Annotated in this window: 15 protein-coding genes; 8 read left to right on the top strand and 7 right to left on the bottom strand. The window is 35.6% G+C overall.

The window, feature by feature from the left end; all coding sequences use genetic code 11:
• Positions 1–83: 83 nt before the first annotated feature.
• The 4 genes from C8N41_RS09285 to alaS form a co-directional block, all read right to left on the bottom strand.
• The gene (locus tag C8N41_RS09285; RefSeq protein ID WP_115839070.1) at positions 84–1,997 is read right to left on the bottom strand and encodes an outer membrane protein assembly factor BamB family protein; all 1,914 of its coding nucleotides are present in this window, start codon (positions 1,995–1,997) and stop codon (positions 84–86) included.
• 10 nt (positions 1,998–2,007) lie between these two features.
• Positions 2,008–2,550 carry a DUF6252 family protein gene (locus tag C8N41_RS09280; protein WP_092446892.1) on the bottom strand — a complete coding sequence of 181 codons (543 nt, stop codon included), beginning with the start codon at positions 2,548–2,550 and terminating at the stop codon, positions 2,008–2,010.
• A 108-nt stretch (positions 2,551–2,658) separates the two neighbouring features.
• Entirely contained in the window at positions 2,659–3,612 is a 954-nt protein-coding gene (locus C8N41_RS09275) for a GSCFA domain-containing protein (RefSeq protein WP_115839069.1), read from the bottom strand.
• 126 nt (positions 3,613–3,738) lie between these two features.
• Entirely contained in the window at positions 3,739–6,351 is a 2,613-nt protein-coding gene (alaS, locus tag C8N41_RS09270; RefSeq protein ID WP_115839068.1) for an alanine--tRNA ligase, read from the bottom strand.
• Between the two features lie 221 nt (positions 6,352–6,572).
• On the opposite strand from alaS, the gene C8N41_RS09265 reads away from it, so the two are divergent.
• Genes C8N41_RS09265 through C8N41_RS09240 form a run of 6 tightly spaced genes read left to right on the top strand, consistent with a single transcriptional unit; the run spans position 6,573 to position 10,303 of the window.
• On the top strand, positions 6,573–7,544 hold the full coding sequence (locus tag C8N41_RS09265; RefSeq protein ID WP_092446889.1) for a M23 family metallopeptidase: 972 nt from the start codon (positions 6,573–6,575) through the stop codon (positions 7,542–7,544).
• A 1-nt stretch (position 7,545) separates the two neighbouring features.
• A complete protein-coding gene (locus C8N41_RS09260) occupies positions 7,546–7,875 on the top strand; it encodes a MerR family transcriptional regulator (RefSeq protein ID WP_115839067.1) in 330 nt (109 codons plus the stop codon).
• 11 nt (positions 7,876–7,886) lie between these two features.
• Complete coding sequence (locus C8N41_RS09255; RefSeq protein ID WP_115839066.1) at positions 7,887–8,483, top strand: LemA family protein; 597 nt, start codon at positions 7,887–7,889, stop codon at positions 8,481–8,483.
• A gap of 12 nt (positions 8,484–8,495) precedes the next feature.
• Positions 8,496–8,933, top strand: coding sequence for a TPM domain-containing protein (locus tag C8N41_RS09250; protein WP_092446886.1), 438 nt, complete (start codon positions 8,496–8,498; stop codon positions 8,931–8,933).
• The gene (locus C8N41_RS09245) at positions 8,933–9,772 is read left to right on the top strand and encodes a TPM domain-containing protein (protein WP_092446885.1); all 840 of its coding nucleotides are present in this window, start codon (positions 8,933–8,935) and stop codon (positions 9,770–9,772) included. Before C8N41_RS09250 ends, C8N41_RS09245 begins: the two co-directional genes overlap by 1 nt.
• Before the next feature lie 24 nt (positions 9,773–9,796).
• Positions 9,797–10,303 (top strand): TPM domain-containing protein, encoded by a 507-nt coding sequence (locus tag C8N41_RS09240; protein ID WP_115839065.1) that lies wholly within the window; start codon positions 9,797–9,799, stop codon positions 10,301–10,303.
• Here C8N41_RS09240 and C8N41_RS09235 read toward each other — a convergent pair.
• From C8N41_RS09235 to der, 3 genes are all read right to left on the bottom strand, one after another.
• Complete coding sequence (locus tag C8N41_RS09235; protein WP_115839064.1) at positions 10,300–13,080, bottom strand: outer membrane beta-barrel protein; 2,781 nt, start codon at positions 13,078–13,080, stop codon at positions 10,300–10,302. The genes C8N41_RS09240 and C8N41_RS09235 overlap by 4 nt on opposite strands.
• A 91-nt stretch (positions 13,081–13,171) precedes the next feature.
• Positions 13,172–15,610, bottom strand: coding sequence for a T9SS type B sorting domain-containing protein (locus tag C8N41_RS09230; protein ID WP_115839063.1), 2,439 nt, complete (start codon positions 15,608–15,610; stop codon positions 13,172–13,174).
• Positions 15,611–15,624: 14 nt separating this feature from the next.
• Positions 15,625–16,929: a ribosome biogenesis GTPase Der gene (gene der, locus C8N41_RS09225; RefSeq protein WP_092446881.1), complete on the bottom strand. Its 1,305-nt coding sequence runs from the start codon at positions 16,927–16,929 to the stop codon at positions 15,625–15,627.
• Positions 16,930–17,291: 362 nt separating this feature from the next.
• Here der and C8N41_RS09220 point away from each other — a divergent pair, with 362 nt between their 5' ends.
• Both C8N41_RS09220 and C8N41_RS09215 read left to right on the top strand, forming a co-directional pair.
• The gene (locus tag C8N41_RS09220) at positions 17,292–19,469 is read left to right on the top strand and encodes a muramidase family protein (RefSeq protein ID WP_115839062.1); all 2,178 of its coding nucleotides are present in this window, start codon (positions 17,292–17,294) and stop codon (positions 19,467–19,469) included.
• Positions 19,470–19,820: 351 nt separating this feature from the next.
• Entirely contained in the window at positions 19,821–25,496 is a 5,676-nt protein-coding gene (locus tag C8N41_RS09215) for a gliding motility-associated C-terminal domain-containing protein (protein ID WP_115839061.1), read from the top strand.
• Positions 25,497–25,508: the final 12 nt, after the last annotated feature.

The raw sequence follows: 25,508 nt of genomic DNA, 5'->3' as shown, positions 1-25,508 counted from the left end.
ACTTTTTTTCGATAAACAAAGTCATAAAAAGATAAAGCGTAATGGATAATATTACGCTTTGTCTGTCTATAGTATTACATCTTCTATTCGTTTAAATTATATGTGAAAATTGATTTGTCAGTAGCTTGGTAAAACAAATACCCTCCATAATCGTCGACCTTATATTCTGGTTTTTTATTATTTAAAATAATCTCTTTTTCTATGTTACCTGTATCCTTATTCACTTTTACTAAACCAACATTTTTGCCAATTTTAGTTAAAATAAACTGTGCATCTTTGGTTGCAGAAGTCGCTTTAAAACGTTGGGACATCATTTTAAAAGACGCATCACTGATAGACGCAAACATTTCTGAAGCACGTTTAGCTTCCTTACCATAATCGTTATAATTACGTAGGTTATTGGTACCAATGCCATTATTATTAGCACCAGCAGCTAAGGCTGTAGAAGCAGTAGCCACTAAAGACGCAGCAGCCACAACACCACCTACGACTTTCATAAAACCACTTTTCCCTGGAGCTTTATGATAACTATGATAAATTTCTTTGCCTTCTTTGCCTAAAAGCATCATATTCTGAGAGGCTGCTAAAAAGATATTATCGTCACGTATATCAATTGTATTTGCGGCTTCTTTTTCTTCAAATTTTATTTGTGTCAATTCCGACACATCTCCAGAATTAGCATCAATAGCATAAATTTTATTAGCTGCTGCTATTAAATACCGATCATTCTCAGTATCAAAAGTAGAAGCTACTGAAGCCGAGTTTTTATATTTTAATGGCTTTTTCCATACTGATTCGCCAGTAGCTAAATTCACGATATTAGCATCCTCACAGGTAATGTATATAAGGCCTTGTGGAGAATGTGCCATGATTAAGATATTTTCTCCCGTTTTTAAAGGTTTCTTAAACAACGGGTTCCCATCAAATGAAATTTTGTTAATCCCACCAGATTGTATCCCAAATAAAATACCGTCTTCCATAACATAAAAATGCTGTACGTACCCTTTGGTTTTAGGTGCTTTATCCCACAAATCTTCACCCGATGCTGCACTTAAAAAAGCTATTTCAGATTCATCCTTTGTTGCAAAAACACTAGTATCTCCACCACTACTTTTATTACTTACTACAGCTAACCCTTGAGGCAGTATTTCAAATTTAGAAACTGTACCTTTTATTTTTCTGTCATCATCCCACAGCGCTTTACCATTCTTATCAATTTTATGAATCCGCGTATTTTTACCTGCGTTTACTGCCTCAAAACCGTAAATTTCATTTTCTGAAGCATCAGCTATCATCTTACTAACATTTTTTATTTTGGCAGTCCATAGTTCCTTTCCATCATGAGATTTTGCGATTAAACCTTGTGCCGTTGGAATAATTAAAAACTCTTTTAACAGCAATGGTGTTCCGGTAACACTAAAGTCTTTAGCCATGCCTACTCTACCCGGTTTATCTAAAAAGAAACTATAGTCTAAAGTTGAACTAGACAAGTCATATACCGCAACTTTAGGAGTCATTTTTTCAAATTTATCTCCTACTTTTTGAATACCACTTATGATAAGTTTATTCTGCGGTAAAATGACATTACAGGTATATACTTGATTCCATTGATCCGCTTCCGAATTAAAAATAACACGACCACTGACATAGTCTATGACAGCACGTTTTGTTTTAGCGATACCTGCCAATTTAGATCCGGCACCTTGAGAAACTATGACGTAAGGTGAGCCTGGAATAAATTCCGTTTCTTCTGGTTTTAACCTTCCAAAATTATTGAAAGTAAAAACAGGGTGTTCTTCTGAAGGTTTTATACCCACAAGACCATCATTAGTAGCTACAACAAGTATACCACCAAGTGTCAATGTCATTTCATTTATTTTAGACCCCAACTCGTAGCGGTGCTCTGGCCCAATTGATTGTTGCGCGTTCATGGGATGCATAGCTATAATAAGGGAAACCCACACGATATTACAGATGTATTTAAATTGTGCTTTCATAGAATTGCGCTTAATTGTTTTGAATGCCTAAATTAAACTCACCATCTGAAATGGTTTTAACCGACTGATCGCCATTTAAGTTTTTGCAAGTAAACTCAAAAGTACCTTTTAGATGGGTGTCGGTTTCTTCTGAGACACTGAGACTACCTACATAAGAGTTTTCATAAGGAGCCTGCCAAATCTCGGTTGTAGAATTAGCCGGGTTACTTAAATTAACGGCTGTTTCAGTATACGAACCCACATTAACTGCAGAGAGAACAGAGCCATCAAAATCATAGGTGCCAACACCGTCATAGCCAAAAATGGTAAAAGAGAATGCATTACCATCACTGTTGGAGGCTACTATTAGAAGACTTTGGCCCGTTGGCGTACTGGCTATCGTTGCAGAAGAAGAAATTTCCATCGATTGGTAACTTGCTCCATCTACTTTAGCGACAAGCGTCCCTGTAGGAGCATCACCACCATTACCGCCATCATCACTACTAGAACAGGACAGGAACATCATAACTGTTATGATTGTAACACTGAGTATGCTTTGCTTTAATTTTCTCATTGGTAAAAATTTATTGGTTAATAGAACCACAAATTTCTACTATAAGACAACACTATACCATACGATGAATATCGTATATTTTTAATTTCACTATTAAAATAAATGCCTTTACTGAAAGTAAATATGAGGATATTTTAAACGAAGTTCTTCTATTTCCAAGTCTAACTTTTTAAGAAAGTTTTGATGTGCTTCTGAATTAGGATTGAAGGGACGGTGTGCTTTTTTATTTTGAATGGAAGTCACAGCTTCTAAAGTCTTCAATGCCTTAGAAGATATCCACATCGCTTTAAATTTATCCCAAATATACTCTATAGCAAGAGTATTTGGATGAATCATATCAGTTGTATAAAAACGATAATCTCGTAGCTCATCCATCATAATTTCATACGATGGCACATAGTAAATCTGTTTTCTTGGATCAATCAACTCGTGAACCGCAGATAACAAATGTGCTTTACTTAAAGTATTCTCCACAAAACCATCTTTAAGGTGTCTTACTGGAGACACGGTAAACAGAAACACCACTTTTGGGTTGAGATTTCTAATTAAGCTTACCACAGATTGAAGCGAAGCTGATATTTCATCAACCGTCAACAACTCTTTTAAAAACTTTTTTTGAGGTAATTTTTGGCAATTTGCAACAATTGTATCCGATTCAATATGTCTATAAACCCAGCTTGTTCCTAGGGTTATAATAACATGACTTGCGTTTAGTAGTTGCTTATACATCTCATCAATCTGAGCATTTAGCGTTTCTAATAGTTGATGACTCGAGGTTTGATTTAAACGCGAGTGCACTTCTAAACTACTCCACTGCTCGTTATGATAACACAATTCATCCGCCGTATAATAATCCTTATTTATAGAACGTGTAATACTGTTTTCAATAGCTAAAGGGTGAAATAAAATACCAAAAGGATTAACTGCCGTTTGAAACTTAAAATACTTAAACTTCTCTCCAATATGTTCTGAGAAACATGACCCTAGCAACAATAATTTAGAATCATAATCTATGGCGTCATACTGCTGTGCTTTTATTGGTATTTGAGTTTGAAGTTTCATTAGCTATATATTACAATTATATTAAGATTTTAACATGTTCTGCAATACATAATTTCGCAGAAAACTACGAGAAGAACTTGCCTGACTAAACCCAATTAAAAAGACATTAAAGTCCTATAAATCCCTTTATAAATACTCTTTAGCAGCTTCTAAAGCAGCTTCTATGCCTGCCGGATTTTTTCCTCCTGCAGTTGCAAAGAAGGGTTGACCACCACCTCCACCTTGGATATGCTTCCCTAATGCTCTTACAATGTTACCTGCATTCAATCCTTTATTCGCTACTAATTCCTTAGAGATATAGCAAGACAGAATAGCTTTACCATCTTTTTCTGCTCCAAATAACAAGAATAAATTTTCAAACTGACTTCCCAGTTCAAAACAAACATCTTTTATTCCAGAAGCATCTAAATCTAATTTTTTAGCTAAAAATTGAATCCCATTAATTTCTGTAAGCTCGTTTTTAAGTTCACCTTTAATATTTTTCGCTTTATCCTTTAAAAGATTTTCAATTTGCTTTTTTAAATTGTTATTTTCTTCCTGCAGTTGTTCTATTGCTTTTACAGGTTCTTTTGCATTATTTAGCAACCCTTTCATTTCAAGATAAGCCTGATTGTTCTGGGTATAATAATCTTTAGCAGCCTGATTAGTTATCGCTTCGATACGTCTAATCCCTGAAGCAACAGCCCCTTCAGATATAATTTTAAAATGCCAAATATCGGCTGTATTTTTTACATGAATACCTCCACACAATTCTACAGACTGTCCAAAACGAATCGTCCTAACCGTATCTCCATACTTTTCACCAAATAAGGCCATGGCTCCCTCTTCAATTGCTTTTTCCATAGGAACATTTCGCTGTTCCTCTAATGGTAATTTACCTTCTATTCGTGCATTTACAAAATCTTCAATTTCGTGTAATTGTTCTAGAGTTACTTTAGAAAAGTGAGAAAAATCAAAACGTAAAGATTGCGGTTTTACCAATGACCCTTTTTGTTCAACATGCTCTCCTAAAATTGTACGTAACGCCTGGTGTAATAAATGTGTAGCACTATGATTACTCGATGATAATACTCTGTGCTCACTACTTACAACGGCTTTAAAACTCTCGCTAATATGCTCTGGCAATTCTTTTACCAAATGAATTATTACATTGTTTTCCTTTTTAGTATCTAAAATGTAAACAACATCTCCATGTTCGTCTTGTAAGAATCCTTTATCTCCAACTTGACCTCCACCTTCAGGATAAAACGGTGTTAGGTTAAACACCAATTGATACATTTCTCCTTCTTTTTTTGAAGTCACTTTTCTGTACCTCGCAATTTTCACATTTGCTTCTTGCGTATCGTATCCTATAAACTCCTGAACATCATCTTCAAATAAAACTACCCAATCTTCCGTAGATGTTTCACTTGCTGAACGCGACCTGTCCTTCTGTTTTTGTAAATGAGCTTTAAAGCCTTTTTCGTCTAATTTTAGGTTCTTTTCAGATAAAATTAATGCGGTTAAGTCAATAGGAAAACCATAAGTATCATACAATTCAAATGCTTTTTCACCTGAAACGGTGTCTCCTTGAGTTTCTTCAACAATTCCATTTAATAATACCAGTCCTTGATCTAAAGTTCTTAAAAAAGATGATTCCTCCTCTTTAATAACGTTTTCTATTAATACTTTTTGTGAGCGTAATTCAGGAAAAGCCTCACCCATTTTTTTACTTAGTACATCCACCAAGCGATAAATGAAAGGTTCTTTTTTATCTAAAAACGTAAATCCATAACGTACAGCTCTTCGTAAAATTCTTCGAATAACATAACCAGCACCTGTATTACTTGGCAACTGACCATCTGCTATGGAAAAGGCCACGGCTCTTACATGGTCTGAAATGACCCGAATAGCCACATCTACCTTCTCGTTAGTACCATATTTTTTATCGGTTATGGTCTCAATTTCACGAATAATTGGAGTAAAAACATCGGTATCGTAATTAGACTGTACTCCTTGTAAAACCATACACAAGCGCTCAAAGCCCATTCCCGTATCAATATGCTTATTAGGCAATGCTTCTAGAGACCCATTAGCTTTACGGTTGTATTGCATAAAGACCAAATTCCAGATTTCTACCACTTGCGGATGATCCATATTTACTAAGGATTTCCCATCAACCTTCGCTTTTTCTTCAGCCGAACGAATATCGACATGAATTTCGCTACAAGGTCCACAAGGGCCTTGGTCTCCCATTTCCCAGAAATTATCCTTTTTATTCCCTTTTAAGATACGATCTTCAGAAATGTATTGTTTCCAAATATCGTAAGCTTCGGCATCCATTTCTAAGTTATCATCATCCTTGCTACCTTCAAAAACAGTAACGTAAAGAATATCTTTATCAATACCATAAACTTCGGTGAGCAACTCCCAAGCCCAAGCAATAGCTTCTTTTTTAAAATAATCTCCAAAACTCCAGTTCCCTAACATCTCAAATAATGTGTGATGGTAGGTATCGTAGCCTACTTCTTCTAAATCGTTGTGTTTACCAGATACACGTAAACATTTCTGAGAATCGGTAATGCGGTTTCTTTTTGGTTCTGCATTACCTAAAAAGTATTCTTTAAAAGGCGCCATTCCTGCATTTACAAACATTAACGTAGGATCGTCTTTTAATACCATTGGAGCAGAAGGAACGATAAGGTGTTTTTTTCCTTCAAAGAATTTCAAAAATTTAGATCGTATGTCTTGAGACTTCATATATTTAAATTAGAGCTTGTGTTATTAAATTAGCGCAAATGCAAAACATTTTTTTATCTTTACTCACCAATCTTGTAATTTAGATTTTGGTGATCGTGAACCCGCAAATTTAAAGACATTAAAATATAATGTAATATTATTTTTGTAGGTTTGAACGTTACGCTAATATAAGCCACTTACTTTGTGGGCTTATTTGCTGCAAAAATAGCATAAATTCAAACATGGCTAAAGTAAAATATTATTATGATTCTGAAACGCTTTCTTATCGCAAAATAAAGCGAAAGAAATCGACAACTTTTAAATATGTAGCTCTATTTTTAACAGCCGCTGCACTATTTGCCTTTTTAACTGTTTTTATTGCAAGTCAATATATTGAGTCGCCCAAAGAGCGAAAAATGGCAAGAGAATTGCAAAACATGGAACTGCAATACGAATTATTAAATAAACGTATGGACGATGCCATTGCTGCGCTAGAGAATGTTGAAGAACGCGACAATGCTATTTACCGACTGTATTTTGAAGCCAACCCAATCCCAACCGAGCAACGACGAGCAGGATTTGGAGGAATTAACCGTTATAAACAATACGAAGGGTTTGACAACAGTAAATTAATCGCAGAAAGCAATAAACGCTTAGATATTTTAGAAAAAGCGATTGTTGTACAATCCAAATCTTTAGATGAGATTGCCAAATTAGCAGAAGATAAAGAGAAATTTTTAGAAGCCATACCAGCAATACAACCTATTAGCAATGAAAACATGACCCGTATGGCATCTGGTTACGGTTACCGCACAGATCCATTTACTAAGGTGAGAAAATTTCATTACGGAATGGATTTCACCGCACCTCGTGGCACACCAATTTATGCCTCGGGCGATGGTGTTATTAAACGCGCAGATAGCAGATCTACAGGTTATGGTAACCATATAAGGATAGATCATGGTTATGGTTATATTTCATTGTACGCTCACTTATATAAATATAATGTAAAAGTAAATCAGCGCGTAAAGCGTGGAGATTTAATTGGCTTTGTGGGTAGTACAGGACGTTCTGAAGCTCCGCATTTACATTACGAAGTTTTTAAAGACGGAGAACGTATAAATCCTATCAATTTTTATTACGGTAATCTATCTGCAGAAGAATATGATATATTGCTTAAGAAAGCATCATTAGAAAACCAATCTCTAGATTAAGATGCATATAGATTTACCAGAAAAACGCTACTACGGTATTGGCGAAGTTGCCAAAGCCTTTAAGGTCAATGCCTCATTAATTCGATTTTGGGAAAAGGAATTTGATGTTTTAAAGCCAAAGAAAAATGCAAAAGGGAATCGGAAATTTACACCTGAAGACATTAAAAATTTAAAGTTTATTTACCACTTAGTAAAAGAAAGAGGGTTTACTTTAGAAGGCGCAAAAATTCATCTTAAAGAAGAAAAAAAACAAGCTTTAGAGAAATTTGAAATTATAGAAAAACTCGAAAGTATAAAAGCACAACTTAACAAAATCAAAACACAACTTTAAAACTAACTATTATGAAAAAATGGCTAATTCCTGTAATTGTTATTGCTATCATTGGATTCGGAATCTATAATTGGGCTGTAGGATTTAATAATACCGCTGTGGAATATGAAGCAAATGCTAAAACCGCATGGTCTAACGTTGAAAGTTCTTATCAGCGAAGAAATGATCTTATTGGTAATTTAGTAAAAACCGTGCAAGGGGCTGCTGATTTTGAAAAATCAACTTTAACAGATGTTATTGAAGCACGTGCTAAAGCGACCTCAACAAATATTGATGCCAGCAATTTAACAGCTGAAAATATGGCTCAATTCCAACAAGCACAATCGGGTTTAAGCGGAGCTTTATCAAAACTTTTGGTTTCTGTGGAGCGTTACCCAGAATTGAAAGCCAATCAAAATTTTCTTGAATTGCAAAGTCAATTAGAAGGCACCGAAAACCGTATCAATATTGCCAGAGACCGATTTAACGAAAAGGTAAATATTTACGACATTCATACCTCAAAGTTTCCAGGATCACTATTAGCAGGATGGTTTGGTTTTGAAGAAATGCCTCGCTATAAGGCAGATGCAGGTAGCGAAAATGCGCCAGATATAAATTTCGACTTTTAATACCATTTAAGGATGCCACATATTGAACAGTTCTTAACAACTAATGAAGAAGCAGAAATTGTTGAAGCTATTAGACGTGCTGAAGGCAAAACTTCTGGCGAAATTCGGATACATATAGAACAACATTGCGAAAGTGATGTCTACGAACATGCCTTAGAAGTTTTTCATTTTTTAAAAATGGATAATACTGCACAGCGCAATGGAGTACTTATTTATGTGGCTGTAGATAATAAAACATTTGTAATCTTAGGAGATCAAGGGATTAACAACATCGTTGGTGCTGATTTTTGGAACACTACACGCGATAAAATTGCCTCTCAATTTAAATCTGGAAATTTTAAACAAGGCATCATTGATGGTATAACCGAAGCTGGCCAAGCGTTGTCTAAACACTTTCCTTGGCAGCAGAATGACAAAGACGAATTAGACAACACAATTTCTAAAGGATAATGCAAAATATAAAACACATCGTGTTTAGGATTTTAATAACACTCTTTTTGGCAACACCTTTAATTGGGTTAGCGCAATATAATATTCCAGAGAAACCCAAGTTTCAAACAAGTGTTTATGATGATGAAATTAAGTTATTATCTCCGTCTGAAAAAAGCAGTTTAGAACAAAAGCTTATTCGCTATTCAGACTCTACTTCTACCCAAATTGTTATAGCTATTATAAGCTCAACAAATGGAGAGTATATTAATTACTTAGGAGCACAATGGGGAGAAGCATGGGGCATTGGCCAAGACGATAAAGACAATGGCATATTTATTTTACTTGCTAGAGATGACAGAAAAATAAACATCAGCACCGGTAAAGGAGTTGAACACTTATTGACGGATGCTCTTAGCAAACGTATCATTAATAATGATATTATCCCCTATTTTAAACGCAATGATTATTACGGAGGTTTAAATCGTGCCACAGATGTCATTTTTGAAGTTATGACTGGAGAATATCAGGGTACACGACAGACAGCACAAGGTCAGTTTCCTTTTGAAGTCATTGTATTCTTATTCATCGTATTCATTATTTTTATTATTGCGCTCTCTAAAACGCGAGGCGGAGGAGGACATGGTGGTAATGGTGGCAACCGTTCTGATAGCAGAAGTATTCTTGAAGCTATAATTTTAAGCAATATGGGACGCGGCAGTTACTCTAGAGGCAACTCTTCGGGAGGCTTTGGTGGTGGCTTTGGAGGTAGCTCTGGTGGTGGCTTCGGAGGAGGAGGTTTCGGTGGAGGCTTTGGAGGCGGAAGCTTTGGTGGTGGAGGTGCTTCTGGAGGTTGGTAAAATTTATTTCAAAAATCTTTATATATGAGATTTAAGCACCTTTTATACATTTTATTCTTTTATCTAGGTTTAAGCTGTAAAGAAAACCCACAAGAATATCCTATAAAAATAACTTCAATTCCTTTAAATCAATCTCAACAACATGTTGTCGATTTATCACATCTATTTTCAGAAGCAGAAACAGATTCTTTAATTAAAAAAATTCTTCATTATGAAGAAAGAACCACCAACCAAATCGCTGTTCTTACCATAGATTCGTTACCTAAGCATACCTCTATTCAAAAGTATGGAACTGAAGTTGCTAATAACTGGGGAGTAGGCACCAAAGAAAAGAATAACGGCTTATTAATAACCATTTCAAAATACGATAGAAACTTAGCGATTTCAACAGGTATTAGAACAGCACAAACCATTTCTGATACGGAGTGTAAAGCTGTAATAGACCGTATAATGATTCCTCAATTTAAAAATAAAAACTATTATAAAGGTGTTGATAAAGCTTTAGACTCATTAATTTTTCTTTGGGATTAATCAAAGAAAATTACACCACCATCATTAGATTCACCTTTACTTCCTAAGCTATTAAATTTATAACTTAAGCTGAGCATAAAATATTGTCGTAAAACAGTACTCTGTTTATCTTCAATATAATCTTGTGTCGCAATGCGTCTTGCATTAGTATTTTGATTTAATAAATCGTATACTTTTAGTGTAATAACGGCTTTATCGTTTAGTAAGCTATAGGCCAAAGTTGAATTCCAAAACCAAGCACTTTTCTGAAAACCATCGGCAACATTAGGATTATAATTAAAGTTTACGTCATTTCGCCACTCAAAGTTTTTAGGCAAAAAAGTGGCTGTTCTTACTCCAGCATTATGACTTGTAAATTCACGGTCGTCAAAAGCCTCAATATCATAGGCAGTATTAGTAAAGCTTAACTGATAATATGGTTTAAATTCTAATACCTTATCCCATATAAAATCGATACCTAATCTTGGTGAAATTCTATCCGACTTGCTAGCGTATTTTACATCGTTATTAAAATTAATACTTTTAAACGTATTATAACTTGCTCGTAACTTCAACTTAATTGTTCGTAAGGTATCGAGCTTAATATCTTTATTGTAATTTAACCAAGAACCTATATTATAATTACCATCAACATTCACATAAGTTGTGGTTCGTTTAAGGGTTTCTTCGTCTACAGTAGTTTTAGCTACCACTTGATTATTGACAACACTAGCATTAGCTCCCACATAAAAGCCGGTACCTTTTTGCCAATCAAAGGCATTATACCCTAAGTAAAAGCTATGATTATTTGAAGGCTCTAAATTAGGATTACCAATCACAGTTTGCAGTGGATTGGAAACATCTTCATAAGCTTGTAATTGCCTTAATCCTGGAGGTCTATTTTCTAGCCAGTAATTGGCATAAATAGAAGACTTGGGACTAAACTTATAGCTGATATAAGAATTAGCTTCTATATTTTCAAAATCGCGCTTTACATTGTATTGTGGGCGCAATAAATCTTCATTTTTTAGGGTTCTAATATTGTATCCAATATCGAAACTTGTAGATAGTTTTTCGCCTCTATAAGATAACCCAACAGACGGAATACTTCTATAATCGGTATATTGAAAATCTGTACTTAAATCCGAATTAAAATCTGTAAAACCCTGAGATCCATCACTAAAATCAAAGGTGCTTTCTCTGTCATTATCTTTATCTCTAGCGTATTCATACTCTAAATTCAAAAATAACTTCTTAGTTATAATTGGCAGTCTATAAGATAATTTTGCAGACACACCATAACTATTTTTTTCACCATCTGTAAATTGATTTCTATCTATAATTTCTGAATTGGTACCAAAAACCTCCGTGTTAGAATTTAAAAAGTCATCGCTTTCTTGCTGATTAATACTCGTTTCTAACTCGGTTTTAATAAAAGCACCTCGATTTCCTAATCGTTTAGTTATAGCTATTTCATTAGAAAAACGTTTTACATAACTCTCTACATTAGAGTTGACGTTAGATTGGTTGGTTAACACAAAGTCTTCGTCTAAAGTTTCCTCAAAACTATTAAAAACGGTCCTTGATTTCGTATACCCAAAAGACGGTTCAATATTAATTTGAAAGGTTGAGTCTGTTTCAATGGCAAATTCTAAATTAAACGAATGGTTATCCGTATCGTTATCAGATTTAGAATCTGAATTGGTAAAGTATCGAGAATCAGATAAAATCGTTTCGCGTTCAGTTGACGTTTCGTTTTCAGAATTGCTTGATGAGAAAAAATAATCTGCGGCTACATCTGTTTTTTCTCCTATAACATCTGCATAATTAACACCTGCATTTTGAGATGTTGTAATCCCTTCTCCTCCTCCAAAAGAACGTCCACCTATAGAAAACGAACCGTTACTATTGAACATGACACCTCCGCTATTTCCAAACATTTTAGAAATTTCACCAAAACTAAATCCTGGAGAATTGGTATTGTTTCCTCCGGCAAGCACACTTACTCTTCTATCGTTATCAAATAAGTTGACCATACCTGCAAATTCGTAACGTTCGTCGGTTCCTGCTCCTGCTGAAACCCGTCCAAAAACTCCTTTATTGTTTTCTTCTTTAATGGTAAGATTTATCGTTTTATTTTCTTTATCACCTTCCTCACCTGTAAAAGCTTCAGACTTGGTTTTAGTATCTACAACCTGAATTTTTTCAATAATATCTTTAGTTAAATTCTTTGTTGTAATGGTAGGATCGTCTCCAAAAAAAGGTTTACCATTCACTAAAATTTTATTCACGCTTTTACCATTCACAGTAATATTACCTTCTTCATCTACTTCGACTCCTGGTAATTGCTTCAATAAATCTTCAACATTGGCATCTTTTTTAGTTTTAAACGATTTAACGTTAAACTCTAATGTGTCCTTTTTAATCGTAATTGGAGCTGTAGACTTTACTAAAACTTCGCCCAACTGATTATCTAAAGGCATTACGATGGTACTTAGATCAATCCTCTCCTTATCTATTTTAATTTCTTTATAATACGTTTTATAGCCTACATAAGACACGTAGAAATTAAGACTCTTATCATAAGTTGAATTTTCAATTTTAAAATTCCCGTTCTTATCAGTAATGGTATAAGTGACAACAGAACTGTCTTTAACACGTTCTAGGTAAACCGTTGCAGACTCTAAAGGTAAGTCGGTATCCTCAGCTTTTAAAGTTCCTATGATTTCGAATGATTTTTCTTGAGAGAATGATTGTAATGCACATAAGAGTGCAAAAACTAAGGTGAGTTTTTTCATATTGAGCGGTTGATTGATTGATTGATAATTAGCAATTTAAAAACGCAAGAAAACTAGAAATCGTATGAAATTTCTTAAAATTATTATAAAATTAGCGTTTCAGCGTAAAATGACCTGTAACTGTTCGGCCATCTATAAACTCGGCAACAAACCAATAATCGTCTGTTGGTAGTACTTTACCATTACTCGTTCCATCCCATTTGTGGTTTGTAGAATTTACTACAGCCACAAGTTTACCATAACGATTAAATATCTCAATATAAACCGTATCTGCTATATCTGAAGAAAACCCTTTAATCTGCCAAGTATCATTAACAGTATCTCCATTGGGCGTAAAAAATTTAGGAAAACCTAAAACTGAAATCGTTTGGGACACTATTCCACAATCTCCTTTTAAATCCTTTACATATACTGAGTGAAGTCCTGCTGAAACATTTTCAAAAGTATTGGAAGATTGATAAGCTCCATTTTCATCATCGAGAGCAAAGACATAGTCTCCTTGGCCAGACACCAATACAGAAACTGAATTATTTTCAGATATATCTACAATTTCAACAGTCTCAAAAGCTGCTGTCTCCGAAGGCAATACTGTAATAGTTCGTATGTTAGTACAGCCTAAAGGTTTTGTAACTTCAACAGTATATACACCTGGTGCATTAACTTCAATAGTCATTGTGGTTTCACCTGTAGACCAATGATAATAAAAGTTATTAGGAGTATCGTCTACGATTCCTCCTTCCAAAGTTATAGTATCTGGAAAACTATTTAAACAATAATATAAGGTTTCATCTTCGCGTAAATTAGGAATAGGCTCAACATTTAACTCAACCTCTGTAATACTGTAACAACTTCCATTTTGCTCTAACCTTGCGTAAATAATTTGATTATAGGCCTCGCTGTTAGTAAAATTGGTATTCAATTGATTTTCCTGAAGTAATGCGTCACTATAGGTTTCAAAATAGCCCAAAACATTTACATCTGGTGACAAGGCATTTAAAATTTGGTCTTCTGCTTCTAATAAATCGAAGCTAGCCAAGCCTGTCTCCTCCAAATCATCACAGGCTGTTAAATAAGCATAATTTGAAATATTAGTATTAACAGAAAGCGTAAGTTCGGCAACAGCACTACAATTTGTGCTGACGTCTAAAACCTGAGCATACACCACTTGATTATTGACAGTATTTGTGTAATTATCTTCATCAATAGGGATTGAAAAATCCATTGATTCATAAAATTGAACTTCAATATCAGTTAAATCACCATTTACAATGACATCATTAAAAGCACCAAGATTAAAATTAGAAAGCCCATCCATAATGTCATCTTCGCATTGCCAAATGGTAATATCATTAACACTAGGAATATCATTAATAGTCACAGTTATAGGATACCTTTCTATATTTGTTGTACAACCAAGCACAACAGGTTGCAGCCAATAGGTTGTTGTGGTATTAATTTGCACCTCGTAAATAGATTCTTCGTGAATAGGAGTTGTAGACGTTGAAGTGTTAAACCAACGTACCTCTGGAGTTGAAGCATCAGCATATAAATTAAATGTGCCTGTTCCACAGACAGTGATATCATTACTTGAAACTCTAGGCATAATAAGCGTGCTACTTGCAGACAGTCTAATTTCTGGTTCATTAGACATACCACCATATTCTACAATATACCCTTGTGGGTGATAAGGATCATCAGGATTTAACGCACCTGTATTTCCCAAATCGTTCCATGAACCTAATACGCCTACAGAAGGATCTGTAATATGTGCATAATGTTCTTCATTAAAATTATTAGGCTCATAATCGTTCCAAAAGGTATACATATTATTAGGAGCATATCCGTTTGAAGTACCTTGCCAAAACACCTGTCCTGCTTCTGGTCCAGTCTCCCAAATCCAGATGCCTTCATTTTGCCGATCTGAACCACCAATCCAACCTGTACCTGCACTTTGCTCGCCAGCTAATTGAGATTCTTCTTCTGAGGTTAAAGTTGCTAAATAGCCTTGAAGACCATAAAATGTTTGTGCTGCTGCTGCATCTTTTGCTTCCGTCCATGTTATTCCTGGGCTAGACACATAAAAATAATAGTGCCCTGTGCTTGGTAAATAATTGGCGTCTCCTAAATTGATTGAAAACTGCTTATCTTGAGTGAATGATGTTTGAGTGGTTTGAAACACAATATTTTCAACCGCATTACTAAATTCATCAAATGTCGCTGGTCCGGAAAGTGTTAAAAGCCCTTCAGATGCATTCCAAGATGATGTGATATTAGGATTTACTCCAATTAATTCTAAGGTATCAAATCCATATTGATACCCTTCGGATATTTGCACATAAATCTCTGGTAAAGTTGTATCGCCAGGATCGGGATCTGAAATAGATACAGAAGTTACAATTGGCATTTGTGTTTGTGGACAATATATCTGCCCTCCCGAAACCGTTATTTCAGGCGGCATATTTTGAGTAAATCCGTAGACAGCGTATAGCCAAAGACCTAAAATAAGAATAAAGCGCTTTTGTACTTTCATAAAAGTTAAAGCTACTATTTTTTTCTCATATACACGCTTATTGGCACACCATTAAAATCAAATTGTTCTCTTAATTTATTTTCCAAAAATCGTCTATACGGATCTTTAACATATTGTGGTAAATTACAGAAAAATGCGAATTGCGGTTGTGGTGTTGGCAACTGCATAATGTATTTAATTTTTACAAACTTACCTTTATTTGCTGGAGGTGGCTGATGCTCTATAATTGGCAGCAAGGCCTCATTAAGAACGCTCGTTTTAATTCGTTTTGTTCTGTTTTTATAAACCTCAACAGCGGTTTCAATAGCTTTAAAAATACGTTGCTTATTAAGCACAGATATAAAAACGATTGGCACATCTGTAAAAGGAGCAATTTGTTTTCTAATGTGTTGCTCAAACTCCTTAGCTGTTTTGGTGTCTTTATCAACTAAATCCCATTTATTAACAAGAATCACAATACCTTTTCTATTGCGTTCGGCTAACCAAAATATATTTTGGACTTGTCCATCAAAGCCACGTGTAGCATCTAACACTAAAAGACATACGTCACAGTGCTCTATCGCTCTAACACTACGCATTACAGAATAAAATTCTAAATCATCTTTAACTTTCGTTTTACGTCGTATACCTGCAGTATCAACTAGGTTAAATTCAAATCCAAAACGATTATATTTAGTGTCTATAGAATCTCTTGTTGTACCAGCAATATCTGTAACGATATAACGATCCTCACCAATAAGTGCATTAATAAATGACGATTTTCCTGCGTTAGGTCTTCCAACCACTGCAAATCTTGGTAACTCGTCTCCTTCAATCTCTTCCTTTTCTGGTAAAGCCTCTACAACAGCATCTAATAAATCACCAGTACCACTTCCATTAATACTTGCAATGGCATAATAATCACCCAAACCAAGGGAATAAAATTCAACAGCATCCTCTAAACGCTTGTTATTATCAACTTTATTAACGACTAAGAAAACAGGTTTTTTGACTTTGCGTAATAACTGAGCTACATCTTCATCCATACCAGTTACTCCAGATTCCACATCGACCATAAAAATTATGGCATCAGCTTCATCTATGGCTAATTCTACCTGTTTATCTATTTCAGCTTCAAAAACATCATCACTACCAACAACATATCCGCCAGTGTCTATTAAAGAAAACTCCTTTCCATTCCAATCTGTTTTACCGTAATGACGATCTCTTGTGACACCACTTACAGCATCAACAATAGCTTCTCGCCTCTTTATTAGACGATTAAAAAATGTCGATTTCCCTACATTCGGACGACCTACTACAGCTACAATATTGCTCATTGTTTTTAATTTAAGGCTACAAAGATACTATATACTTACGTGTTATGGTGAACTATTATTAGACTTTTCATCACATAACTCAAAAACATACCAAAGCTAAAAAAAATATGATAAAATAGAGCAACCACATTGTTAACATCCTGTTGATAACAAGAAAAAAAATAGCGTAAAAAGGTTTTATTTTTAGTAATTTTATCCTGTGTATTAAATAGGATTTTATTTACATTTTTGTAGTATGTTAATTAGGTTTCTTTTTCAAGAATAGCCCCTTTCTTATAGGCTTTTTTAGTTTACAAAAAAACACAAATAAAACACGCAAAACATATAAAACACAAGACTTTACAATTAAATTTCTACAAAGAATGGGGAAATATTTTACGCTTATATTACTTTTATTATTCGGATCTAAATTTAGTTTAGCTCAGCAAAACTACATTGACCATACCATTAAAAAAGGGGAAAGCGTTTATATGATATCTCGACGTTATGGAGTTAGTGTTAATGCAATCTTTAATCTCAATCCTGGTTCGGAAGACGTTATTTACGCTGGCCGTACCCTACGTATCCCCAAAACAGATAATACAACCACCACACCTACTAATGCGGTAATTAACGATACTATTGTAAGAAACTACATTGTAAGACGAGGCGAAACAAAATTTGGATTATCGCGTCGTTTTGGAGTGAGTATTAATCTTTTAGAAGAACAGAACCCTCATATCGTTAGTATGCTACAAGAAGGCCATACTATAAATTTAGATATCAGTTCTGAAGTTGCTCAACCTAAAGCAACGAAAGGTCAGCATATTGTTGTTAAAGGTGAAACGCTTTGGGGAATATCGAGACAATATGGTATTAGCCTTGACCAGCTTGAAGCCGCAAATGCTAATAGGTTATTCGAATTTTTGCAAATCGGACAATCTTTAGTGATTCCGGACAAAGCTTCAGAAATTACAGTAGAAGGCGCATACATTGTACAGCGTGGTGATACAAAATTTCAATTGGCTAAACGTTTTAATATGACGATAGCTGAACTTGAAGAAAAAAATCCACATATTGTAACAATGCTAATGGCAGGCCACAGGCTTAATATAGATTCTACCGGTTCTAATCAAACTGAGGATATTGTAGATATCCACCAAGCGACTAATAACGACTTGGACTCAACAAGCACCATAGATTCCACAAATACCGTTACTAAATACAAGAATTACGTTATAGAACCAAAGGAAACATTGTTTGGCCTAGCAAAAAAAGCGGGCATGACGATTGACGAATTAACGACGCTAAACCCAAAACTTCTAACGTCTGTAAATGCGGGTGACATTATTAAAATGCCTGTTGGTGTGTCGGGCACCACAATAAACACAATACCGAAACCTGAAGTTGAAACAACAGATAGTACTAAAACACAAGACGTTGTCGATTCTAACACGGTAGAGTCAACCATCCCAACTAGTTCTCATAGAAATGACGCTTTATTTGCCAATTTAGCCATAGAAAATTCTAGCGGCATATATTTCTATACACCATTTTCTAGTGAAGAATTAATTTCTCCAGAAGAAAGACAGAAAATGATTAGCATAAACTCTGATTTTCAGAAGTATATAGATTTTTTCCAAGGAGCTCAAATAGCTATTGATTCAGCAAAAGCATTACATCTTAACTTTGATGTTACGCTAATTAAAAAAAATATTGCTAAATCAAAAATAGCCATTGAAAGTCCACACAATAAAAATGCAATCCTAGTGCCTTTTTCCGAATCGAGTTCAACATTTCCTCAAATTCAATCAAATACACCTATTTCTATAGTAGATATAGAATCTGACATTAGATCTAACGATAGCATCAATATTTACAGATCCATCACACCAGAGACCATTCAAAAAACTAAAACTTTAAATTATTTAGCAAAACAAAATGGTAATGTTGTCGTTATTAGTGACCTCGATGAAGCTCGAAATAAGGATTTAATTTTAAATATTCTACCTGAAGCAACATTTTTACAAGTTGATAACGCTGGTTTCTTTAAGTCAGATGATTTAAACGAAGTTCTAGATAAAACCAAACATAATTTTATTGTATTTGATAGTAAAAAAACCATCGTTCTTTTAAACACAACAACCGCTTTAATGGGTAAACTATCAGATCACAAAATTCAGTTAGTGATGCTAGAATCATCGTTGTTACCAAAGCAAACTGAGGTTTCTAATATGAGATTCAGAATTCTGCAACTTATTTATCCTTCGATGACAGACCCTCAGAATCAGAATGACATTCTTAAATTTGAAAACCAATACGAAGAATTATACGGTATAAAACCAACTAGGTATGCTACTTTAGGCTTCGATGTAACCTTTGATACTTTACTACGAATCTCTCAAAACACTTCATTTGAGGATACAATAAATACCATTCTGTCAGAACAGCCACATTTAAAGTTTGACTATCAAAAAACTAACGATAAAACCTATCTAAATACTGGTATGTACCTAATGCAATACAATTCTAATAAGGGAATGATTGAGCTAAAAGAATAAACTATTTTAGAATATACTTAAAAGGAAACGCTTAAAACCATAAATAATTGTCATTTATTTTCTAGAATTATTATATGCAAAACGTTTTTAGTATCGCTATAAAACAAATAATTACAAGGATTTATCATCAAAATAAAACATTATTAAACATCAAAATTTATTAAACATTTATTGCCATTAAAAAAACTGTAAAAGTGTCGGTTTTTATTTTGCTATGTATAGGCTATTTACATATATTTGTTTTCCCTCTATCTCTCATTTTTTTTGCAAGTCAATAGTTATATTACGAACTTGCTGTTCTTAAACACGTGGCATTGATTTCAACAAAAGCAATTATATTAAATTTTTTTAATGAAAGCCAAACAGTATAGTTTTAAAAGATATCCAATACGATTAGCAGTTCTACTTATCTCAATTTTATTTGGATTTACTACTGTTAATGCACAATGTCCTACCGTTACTAATAGCACACAATCATTTTGCGATATGCAATCTGTCCTTGTTGGAGATTTACAAGCTACTGATAATGGAGGTGGCGTGGTTTGGTATGACTCTGCTGCCTCAACGACTCCACTTTCAAATTCTGACAGTCTAATAAATGGTGAAGATTACTATGCCGATGATAGCTCAGGTTCTTGTGGTACAAGAGCCAGAGTCGATGTTACTATTTATGGACCACCTGTTGGCGATAACTTTCAGGGAGTTTGTTTAGACGATCCTTCTCTTGCCACAGTAAGTAGTTTGGTTGCTATCGGAAATGATGTACAATGGTATTTATCCCCTTCTGGAGGTACGCCTCTAAACGATACAGATCTATTAATGGATAACACCATATATTATGCCGATCAAGCTAGTTTAGATGGCAGTTGTAGAACATCAAGATTATCAGTGTTGGTACTTGTAGGTGCTACGCCTGTTCCTACTGGTGATATGATTCAAAATTTTTGTGTCACTCCCGAATTTACCCCAACAGTAGGGGATTTAGTAGCAAGTGGCACCAATAATTGGTATATCTCGTTATTTTCAGCTTTAGAATTACCGCCTTCTACTCCATTAATAGATGGACAAACTTATTATGCAACAACTTTAGACCCTCCTTGCGAAAGTGTCGGACGGTTAGCGGTTTTAGCTATTTTAGATGAAGCTCCTAATGCTGGTGAAGATGCTGTATTAGGTTTATGTAGCAGTATCAACTCTACCATCGATTTATTTGCTGAACTTGGAGGCAATCCTGATTCTGGCGGTACGTGGTCTCCGGCTCTAAGTAGCGGAACGGGTATTTTTGACCCAGCCGTTGATTCTGAAGGTGTTTATACTTACACAGTCCGATCCAATAATAGTTGCCCAGATGATTCTGCAACAGTTACGATTACTGTCGTCCCTGAACCTAATGCTGGTACAGATGGAATTTTAGACATATGTAGTACTAATGAAACTACCGATTTATTTTTAAGTCTAGGTGGTAGTCCAGATGTTGGTGGTACTTGGAGTCCTGCACTTGCTAGTGGTACAGGAGAATTTGACCCTTCAGTAGATGCCGATGGTTTATATACATATACCGTTGGTGGTATATCGCCTTGCAGTAGTGCTTCTGCAACTGTAAATGTTACAACAACTCCATATAAAGATGCTGGAGAAAATGGAAGTATCGGCATTTGTAATACAAGCGGCTCCATTGATTTATTCAACAGTTTAGAAGGTACTCCTGATATTGGTGGAACATGGTCTCCTGCTCTTAATAGTGGTACCGGAGTATTTGACCCTACAGTGGATAGTCCTGGTGTTTACAACTATGAATTTACAGGAAACGGCTCTTGTCCTGATACATCCGCCTCAGTTACTGTCATTGTAAATCCTATACCAAGTGCTGGTGAAGATGCTATGTTGGAAATTTGTAGTAATGATTTAGCCACTGTCGATTTATTTGAAAATCTAGGAGGCTCTCCTGAGTCCGGTGGAACATGGCTGCCTGCACTTAATAGTGGCACAGGTGTTTTTGACCCTACAGTGGATTTACCAGGTACCTATACATACACCGTTGCTGGTATATCTCCTTGTCCTGATGCCTCAGCAAATATCACGGTTTCCTTTATACCAGAACCAAATGCTGGTGTGGATGCTACTATTGATATCTGTAGTAATAATGGAACCTTTGACTTATTTAATTATTTAGGAGGAACACCCGAAGCTGGAGGAACTTGGTCACCTACACTTGCTAGTGGAACTAGTATTTACAACCCTTTAGTTGATACCAGTGATACCTATACTTATACTGTAGTAGGATCAACCCCTTGTAACGATGCCTCTGCTACCGTTTCTATAAACGTGACTCCTTTCATGGATGCAGGAATTGATGGGTCTGTCACCGTTTGTACTGCAGATGGAACTATTGATCTTTTTGATAGTCTTGGTGGTACACCTCAACTTGGAGGCACATGGTCACCAGCACTTGCCAGTGGAACAGGAGTATTTAATCCTAGTATCGACTCTGAAGGTACTTATACCTATACAACTTCAGGAGTAGAACCGTGTTCAGATGATTCCGCAATTGTTGTCGTAACAGTAGAGCCGTCACCAGATGCTGGAAGCAATGGTACATTACTTTTATGTAGCCTTTCTAATACAACCGATTTATTTGAAAGTTTAAATGGCACACCTCAACTTGGAGGAACATGGTCGCCAACTCTTACTAGTGGTTCAGGGATTTTTAATCCCAATATAGATCCCGATGGTGTATATACATATACCATAAGTTCATTATGTGGTGATGTTTCGGCAACAGTTTCGGTAACCACTATTGACGCCAATAGTGCTGGCTTAAATGGTAGTGTTGAATATTGCAGTTTAGATAATACACCTATAGATTTATTTAATAGCTTAGGAGGGACACCAGATCTTGGAGGTATATGGTCTCCAACACTAGCTAGTGGCACTGGAATATTCGATCCAACCCAAGATTCAGCTGGAACTTATACTTACACCGTTTCAAATAGTACTACACTATGTCCGGATGATTCTGCTACCGTTGTAGTATCCATATTACAAGGCCCTAATGCGGGAAATGATGGTACGTTGAACTTATGTAACTCCACAAATACAGTTAATTTATTTGATAGTTTAACTGGAACACCAGATGCCGGTGGAACATGGTCTCCTACACTAGTCAGCGGAACAGGTATATTCGACCCTAACACTGACCCAGAGGGCCTCTATACCTATACTGTAACTAATTCATGTGGCTCGAGTTCTGCCTCAATAGATGTATCACTTTCAGGTACAAATAATGCGGGAGAAAATGGCTCAATTAATTTGTGTGATACTGATGGAACTGTTGACTTATTTGAAAGTTTAGGAGGTACTCCAGATATAGGAGGCACTTGGTCGCCAACACTGGCTAGTGGTACGGGTGTTTTTGATCCGAGTACCGACGTTGCAGGTTCTTACACTTATACGGTTTCAAGTGCAATTTCTGCTTGTCCTGATGACACAGCTACAGTTGAAGTTGCTGTTCTACAAGGCCCTAACGCTGGAAATGACGGTACGCTTAATTTATGTGACTCCACTAATTCAGTAGATTTATTTGACGGCTTAGCTGGCACACCAGAAATTGGTGGAACTTGGTCACCTGCTCTAACAAGTGGTTCTGGAATTTTTGATCCTAATACAGATCCTGAAGGTCTATATACTTACACTATTACAAGTTCGTGCGGCTCTAGCTCTGCTACCGTAGACGTTTCCTTATCAAATACAAATAATGCCGGAACCGATAGCTCAATTAATCTTTGTAGTACAGATATAGCCGTAGATTTATTTGATAGTTTAGGAGGCTCACCAGATATAGGAGGTACTTGGTCACCTACACTTGCAAGTGGATCAGGACTGTTTGACCCAAATATTGATGCTGCTGGCTCATATACCTACACAATTTCTAGCGCCAGTCCTGATTGTCCTGATGCTACAGCTACTGTTGAAGTTACTGTAATAAACGGTCCTAATGCAGGTAGTGATGGCACGCTTAATTTATGTAATAATATAAATACAGTAGATTTATTTGATAGTTTAGCAGGTTCTCCGGAAACCGGAGGTGTATGGTCTCCAGCCCTAACTAGTGGTACAGGTATTTTTGATCCTAATACAGATCCCGAAGGTAATTATACTTACACCGTAAGTAATGCCTGTGGAACCAGTTCTGCAACCGTTGATGTATCATTTTCAGACACCAATGACGCTGGAACTGATGGAACAATTACGTTTTGTAGTACGGATACAGCTGCCGATTTATTTAATAGTTTAGGAGGTGCGCCAGATATAGGTGGTACTTGGTCTCCAGCACTAACAAGTGGCACAGGTGTATTTGATCCGAGTATAGATGCTGCTGGTTCGTATACATATACAATTTCTAGCGCTGGTGCTGCTTGCCCTGATGCATCCGCAATAGTAGAAGTTTTTATAATACAAAGTCCAAATGCAGGTAGTGATGGCACGTTAGAATTATGTTCAAACGATACAGGTTTAATCAATTTAATCGATAGTCTAGGTGGATCACCTGATACGGGAGGAACTTGGTCACCTGCTTTAGCTAGTGGCTCTAGTATATTTGATAACACTTTGGATACTGCTGGAATATATACTTATACAGTTAGCAATACGTGTGGTACAAGCACTGCAGAAGTAACAGTATCAATTTCTACTGCAAATGATGCGGGAATCGATGGTAGTATAGAATTATGTAGCAATGCTAGTTCAGTAAATTTATTTGACAGTCTAGGTGGCACACCACAATCAGGAGGTACATGGTCTCCGGAATTAACTAGTGGTACTGGAATTTTTGACCCAACTGTTGATATGGAAGGAGTCTACACATATACGGTTTCGGATGATACATCGTCTTGTCCTGAAGCGACAGCTGCAGTAACAGTTACCGTTTCTGAAGAACCAAATGCAGGTAGCGATGGAATTCTTAATCTTTGTATCGACCAAACAAATTCTATAGATCTTTTTGATAGCCTTGAAGGGGCACCAGATACAGGAGGAACATGGACACCTGCTTTAACAAGCGGAACTGGAGTTTTTGATCCAACTTTAGATATAGCAGGTAGTTATACCTACACTGTGACGTCAATTGAATGTAATATAACGAGTTCAGCTAGCGTTACCGTGAGCATAATCGATCTTCCTGACCTTACGGGTCTTACCATGTCTATAGAAAATAATCTTATTTGCCTTGGTCTAGGAGATTTCACAATTGATATTACAGACGCCAATCAACTACCAGATGGTGATTACTCTATTGTATATACGCTTTCAGAAGCTAACAACTCTGTCAATACAATAGCAATTTCTATCGTTGATGGTAATGCCACATTTGTAATTCCGCAAACATTACTACCTAATCCTGGCTTAACGCTTGTGACACTTTCTCAATTATTCGTTTTAGGCCAAAATTGTAGCGCAATTACTACTGCAGTAGAACCTGCTAAAATTTTAGTTGAAGAATTATCTACACCAGAACTTATAGTTGATGGCCACGAATTTTGTTCTGAAGATAACCCAACAATAAGTGATTTATCTAATAATATCATTGATGAAGGTATGGTGATATGGTACGATAGCCCAATCGATGGTACGGCTTATAGTGAAACGGATGCTTTACAAGAAGGCATACTTTATTATGGTGCTTTAGTATCTGAATACGGTTGTGAGAGCACCACTCGATTAGAAGTTTCTATTAATTTTATTTCTTGTGTAGGAGAACTTTTAATTCCTGATGGGTTCTCTCCAAACGGAGATCTTATTAACCCAGTGTTTGACATCATCAATTTAGATATTTTATACCCTAACTTTAAGCTAAGTATATTTAACCGCTATGGAAATATAATTTATGAAGGAGATATAAATTCTCCTAAATGGGATGGAACATCTAAAAACAGTAATACAGTACTTCCTGCAGGTGTTTATTTCTATATTATAGAATTTAACGATGACCAACGCGAACCACAACAAGGAAGAGTTTATCTGAATAGATAATTATGACATTTT

This window comes from Winogradskyella sediminis (assembly GCF_003387355.1).
In the GTDB taxonomy this organism is placed as follows: domain Bacteria; phylum Bacteroidota; class Bacteroidia; order Flavobacteriales; family Flavobacteriaceae; genus Winogradskyella; species Winogradskyella sediminis.
Note: the sequence above shows the minus strand (reverse complement) of the source record. Positions and strands in the feature narration are given on the sequence as shown.